This is a genomic window from Methylobacterium sp. WL12, from assembly GCF_008039475.1.
GTDB classification, from domain to species: domain Bacteria; phylum Pseudomonadota; class Alphaproteobacteria; order Rhizobiales; family Beijerinckiaceae; genus Methylobacterium; species Methylobacterium cerastii.
The window spans coordinates 1-237 of sequence record NZ_VRUW01000267.1 but is presented as its reverse complement, the minus strand read 5'-3'; the positions used below and the strand labels follow the sequence as shown (position 1 = coordinate 237).

General features: G+C 64.1%; 1 protein-coding gene. It reads right to left on the bottom strand.

The window, feature by feature from the left end:
- The coding region (locus tag FV226_RS27815; RefSeq protein WP_147765440.1) for a S1 RNA-binding domain-containing protein at positions 1-237 on the bottom strand (237 nt) is incomplete at both ends.

Genomic DNA, 237 nt, shown 5'->3' with positions numbered 1-237 from the left:
TCTGCACTTCCACTTCCTGCGAGGTGGAGACGATCTTGCCGGGGTGGACGTTCTTCTTGGTCCAGCTCATCTCGGAGACGTGGATCAGGCCCTCGATCCCCGGCTCCAGCTCCACGAAGGCGCCGTACTCGGTGATGTTCTTGACGACGCCGTCGATGACCTGACCCTCTTCGAGGTTGGCCACGAGCTCGGAGCGCTGCTCGGCGCGACTCTCCTCCAGCACCGTGCGGCGCGAGA